Source organism: Longimonas sp., from assembly GCF_046498435.1.
In the GTDB taxonomy this organism is placed as follows: domain Bacteria; phylum Bacteroidota; class Rhodothermia; order Rhodothermales; family Salinibacteraceae; genus Longimonas.
On sequence record NZ_JAWOAR010000273.1, the window covers coordinates 1 to 4,643 of the forward strand.

The following is a 4,643-nucleotide window of genomic DNA, read 5'->3' on the forward strand; positions in this document are numbered from 1 at the left end:
ATTTTGCAGACGCCTACGGCTTAAAACAAATCCCGGTGGAAATATCCGGCAAAACGCCCAGGGCCACGGACCTGCAGCGGCTGATCACCCTTGCCCGGGAAAAAGGCATTCAAACGGTCATGCGGGCTCGTGTGCAGAGCGAAGGCGCTGACGTGGGCACGCTCGATACCGAGATCACCTATGCGGATCTGGGGCTCGACATCGATGCGCGCCTTATGCATACCGACGGTAGCACGTTTACCATGGCAGGGACCTTCCCCATCGACCTGAGGCTCGACGCTCCGACGCCCGCCGACGTGATGGATACGCCCGTCGATCTACGCATCCAGGCCGAGGCATTCGCGATGGACTGGCTGAATCCGTTCCTGGATCCGGCTGTCATGCAAGACCTTACCGGCCGCATCGAGGCTGATGCACGCATCGCGGGCACGCGCACCGCGCCCGATGTGCAGGGCGAGGCCACCCTGAATGCGCTTAGCGTTGTGCTTACCGACTTAGAAAGCCGCTACCGCCAGGGGCGCGCCGAACTCGAATTGCGGGGTAATCGCATTACCATCGTAGAGTCGGAAATCCGCTCCGACGGACGCGGGCGCATGACGGCCTCTGGAACCGTTGATCTGGAGGACCTGACGCTGGGCCGGATCGACCTGGATGTGACAGCGGATAACTTCCAGGCTGTGAACACGCGCGCCTACCGGCGGGGTACCATCAACGGGGAAATGGCTGTGCAGGGTACCACAGAACGTCCCAGCCTCACGGGACGGGTACAGGTGGTGCGCGCCGATATTTCGTACGATGATCTTGACACAGAAGCCGCTGCCGAGCTGGAAACGGTCGCACTCAACGAAAGCGACCGCGCTGACCTGGAGCGCCGCTTTGGTCTTCGCCTCACCGATGCCGATACGACAGCCTACGACACCTATCAGGCCATGGCAATGGATTTGGAGGTCGAAATCCGGCGCGAAACGTGGCTGCGCTCGCGCTCGTCGCTTGGGTTGAACATCCAGTTCAGTGGCGACCTTGATCTCCAAAAAGCGCACGACGAAGACCTGGAGTTGTACGGATCCATCGACATTGTGCCGGAACGCAGCACCGTAGAACAGTTCGGACAGGTATTTCAGGTCAACGAGGGGGTGCTTACCTTCAACGGGCCCGTCGACGACCCACGGATGTCGTTTGCAGCGGTCTACGAGCAACGCGCACGTGAAACCCGCGACACCGAAGTTGCCATTACGCTAAATGGCGAGGGGCGCTTGGGAGATTTGGATCTGAACTTTAGTTCGGAGCCGCCCATGTCGACATCCAACATTCTGTCGTACCTGGCCACAGGCCGCCCGGCAGATAGCTTGTTGGGCGGAGGGGGCGAGGATAGCGGAGGCAGTGGGGAGCTTGCTACTCAACTGGCTATTGGGCAGGCGTCCAACTTCGTCGAAAACCTGGCAGCCAGCCAGCTTGGGCTCGATGTGGTACGTCTTCAGGTGCGTCCAAACGGCATTTCGTACCTTACGGTGGGGCGCTACTTCACGCCGCGCTTATACGTCTCGGTTGAGCAGCCCATCGACACAGGCGATAGCCAAACCGAGGTGCTCGAACCCGACCTCCTCCTGGAATATGAACTGACGCGTACGCTTCTGGCGCGTGTGCTGCGGCGGCAGTCGAGTCTGCGCTTTAATCTTCTGTACGAGCGCGCCTACTGAGAGCCTGCCAGCGGCCGTGCAGATGTATGTCTTCAGCCGCCCTTCCACCCCTTCACACTTCCACCCCTTCACACTTCCACCCCTTCACACACCAACGAAGCATGCAGAGGTGGCATAAGGCGTTTGCATCTCCCGGTCTAATTCAAGCTAATTCAAGAACGTGTCGCAGCGGCGGTACGTCAGGTCGCCCGTGGGAGTATAGACCCGAACAATTGCTTGCCCTTTTGTAACCTCGGTCTGATATGATTCCTGCTGATGCGACTCTTGGAGGGTATCAGCCGCAGACTGTGTGCGTTGCGTAGAATCGTTATCGGGGGCTGTGACCATCCAGGCGCCGGACTGTACGTCCACACGAACCGTTTTGGTGATAATACGGAACGAGGCTCTCGTCCGAGTTGCCACGCGGTGTTGGTAGTACGACCAGGCCAGGAATCCGAGGGGAAGGGTCCATGCAAGACCAACTAAGAACAGCGACGCAGTCATAAGAAACCGGGAGTAAGATGCATAAGCCTGTATGGCCCGCCTATGCATCAAGGATAATACCAGAACGCCATTGGAGGAGTCCCAGTGCTCCGAAAGTGGGTATATCGGCCCAAATCGACGGTAAGGAAGCAGGAGTCCATCAGAATTGGAGGGCTATTGCGATACAACATGTGGTAAATCCTACCTATTAGGGGGGCAGAGCGTACGATTGAAATCATTGATACCAAACCCAATCCGGTTGCATGATTGTGGTATCGCTCCTCTACAGCGCCCCGGATGTACGTCGCCATTCGGCTTTTGGTCTCGTGTCTACGCACACCAGGGGCTAAAGCACAGGTATAGCACAGCGTAGTGCTGTGTCAACCCTCATTTTGATGGTTGCACTGCAATCAGCCCCCACGAAGCCTGTCATGGTGAGCGCAGTCGAACCATCTCCTTGGCGTTTAGCAGTAACTTTTCGGGACGGCACGACACGCGTATCCATCTTGGTTCAACCCACAGAATGACCTGTGACAGAGCAGTAGTGCTGTGTCAACCCCGAAAGGTTGGGTTCAGGGGAAAGGTTTCCCACAACATCGGCACGGCATGCGCGCTACGACCCTCTCTTCCCCCGGCAGAAGCAGGCGGCCCACGGGCCGGGGCACCCCCACATGAGGCCCCTCCACATGAAGTGCTGCTTCAGGTCCACCCCTCAGTCGCTGCGCGACAGCTCCCCTCTCCAGGGGAGCGGCTTCGGGCGGCGCGCTTGTACCTGTTTCTTCTGTGCTAAACACGCACCTCTCCCAGGGAGGAAGAAACCATACGACGCTCTCATGAAGTCCCCCTCAGAGAAGGGGGATTTAGGGGGGGGGTTCCGTGGGCTCAAATGACCCAACCAATCACGTGTGACAGAGCAGTAGATTACGGGTGCGAACGCGTGCTGCTCGGTTCCGGCTCCCCCAGCCTGCTCCAGGCTGCGACTCAAGATCTACAAAGGGACGCCGACTTTAGTCCGGTGCTTAAGCCGATACTCCGAAGAGATGAACATCGAGGGAAGCGCGGAATACAGAAGTTCGCAATACAGAACAACGCATCGCTATATTTGCAACACAGCATCCATACGGTTATGGCTCCTGTTCCTGCCCCTGTTTCTGGCATCCATCATGTAACGGCCTATGCGCCTGATCCGCAGCAGTCGATCGACTTCTACCGCGACGTGCTTGGGCTGCGTCTTGTGAAGCAGACGGTGCTCTTTAACAACCCGTCTGAGGCCTTCCGTGGCCCCACCATGTATCATTTCTACTTTGCTGACGGAGCGGGTACGCCCGGTACCGTCATGACGCTGAAACCCCATCACAGCATTCAGGAGGGACAAGTAGGGCGCGGACAAGCCACTGCTACGGCCTTCACAATTCCTGATGGCTCGGCACTCTACTGGAAAAACCGTCTGGAGGAGCACGACATCCACACGTATCCGCTTACTGACCGCTTTGGGGATACAGTGCTGCGCTTGCACGCCCCGGATGGACAGCCGCTGGAACTCATTACAGGCACTTCCGACATTGCGCCGTGGACGGGCGAGGGCGTGCCCGAAGAGCATGGCATTCGCGGGTTTCATAGCGTCACGATGCATCCCAACAACCCGCAGGAGGCCGCGCATGTGCTCGAAGCGCTCGGGTACGAGCAGGTAGCAGAAGAGCCTACCCCTCAAGATGGGGATTGGATGCGCTTTGCAGTGTCCACCGCCGAGCATGCACGCTTTGTGGATGTGTACAACGAGCCGAATATGCATGAGGGCCGCTGGGGCTATGGCACCGTACATCACGTTGCCTTCCGGGCCACCGACGACGCCCATCAGGAGCAGCTGCGGACATCGCTCATTGCAGCGGGATACGGCGTCACGTCCATGAAAGATCGCAACTACTTCCACTCGGTGTACTTCCGTACGCCCAGCGGCATCAACATCGAAATTGCCACCGATCCGCCCGGCTTCGTCCACGACGAGCCCAACGACCAGCTTGGCCAGACATTGCAGCTGCCGCCGTTCTTGGAGCGGCGTCGCGCGGAGGTCGAGGCCCAACTCGCTGACATTACCCTGTAAGGAAGCATCTGCCGCAATCCAAGTCGGTGTAAATGCGCAAGACTGTTTATGTCCCGTTTTGTATCGTATTTTGTATCGTATTTTGTATCGTACAGATGCGCTGCGTTGTGAGGCATAGGGAATAATAGACCGAATGCAACCGGCAGGATCTGCCGCAGATTTGTGGCTACCTATCGCCGTTCGGCACGGGGCACCTCCAGTTCGAGCGTTCCAACACGCGTGGTGAGCTTGCGTGTGTAGGACCCATTGCGGTATCCCCGGCGCTGCTCGGTTTGTTCACTGGGGCCGGCCCCGAGGTGCGCAGTCATCTCCGCCTGAAGCAACTGATTGAACAGCGCCTCGGTCAACACCTCCATGCCACGCTTGCCAAAAAGCATCGCTTG

At 58.2% G+C, this 4,643-nt stretch carries 4 protein-coding genes; 2 read left to right on the forward strand and 2 right to left on the reverse strand.

The window, feature by feature from the left end; translation table 11 throughout:
- Nucleotides 1-1,697 (forward strand): translocation/assembly module TamB domain-containing protein (locus R6U20_RS10595; protein ID WP_410337828.1); only part of this gene is annotated, 1,697 nt, incomplete at its 5' end.
- Nucleotides 1,698-1,844: 147 nt separating this feature from the next.
- Here R6U20_RS10595 and R6U20_RS10600 read toward each other — a convergent pair.
- Nucleotides 1,845-2,180 (reverse strand): hypothetical protein, encoded by a 336-nt coding sequence (locus tag R6U20_RS10600; RefSeq protein WP_410337829.1) that lies wholly within the window; start codon nucleotides 2,178-2,180, stop codon nucleotides 1,845-1,847.
- 1,105 nt (nucleotides 2,181-3,285) lie between these two features.
- Here R6U20_RS10600 and R6U20_RS10605 point away from each other — a divergent pair.
- A complete protein-coding gene (locus R6U20_RS10605) occupies nucleotides 3,286-4,260 on the forward strand; it encodes a ring-cleaving dioxygenase (RefSeq protein WP_410337830.1) in 975 nt (324 codons plus the stop codon).
- Between the two features lie 170 nt (nucleotides 4,261-4,430).
- On the opposite strand, the gene R6U20_RS10610 is transcribed toward R6U20_RS10605, so the two are convergent.
- Nucleotides 4,431-4,643 (reverse strand): transposase (locus R6U20_RS10610; protein ID WP_410337831.1); only part of this gene is annotated, 213 nt, incomplete at its 5' end.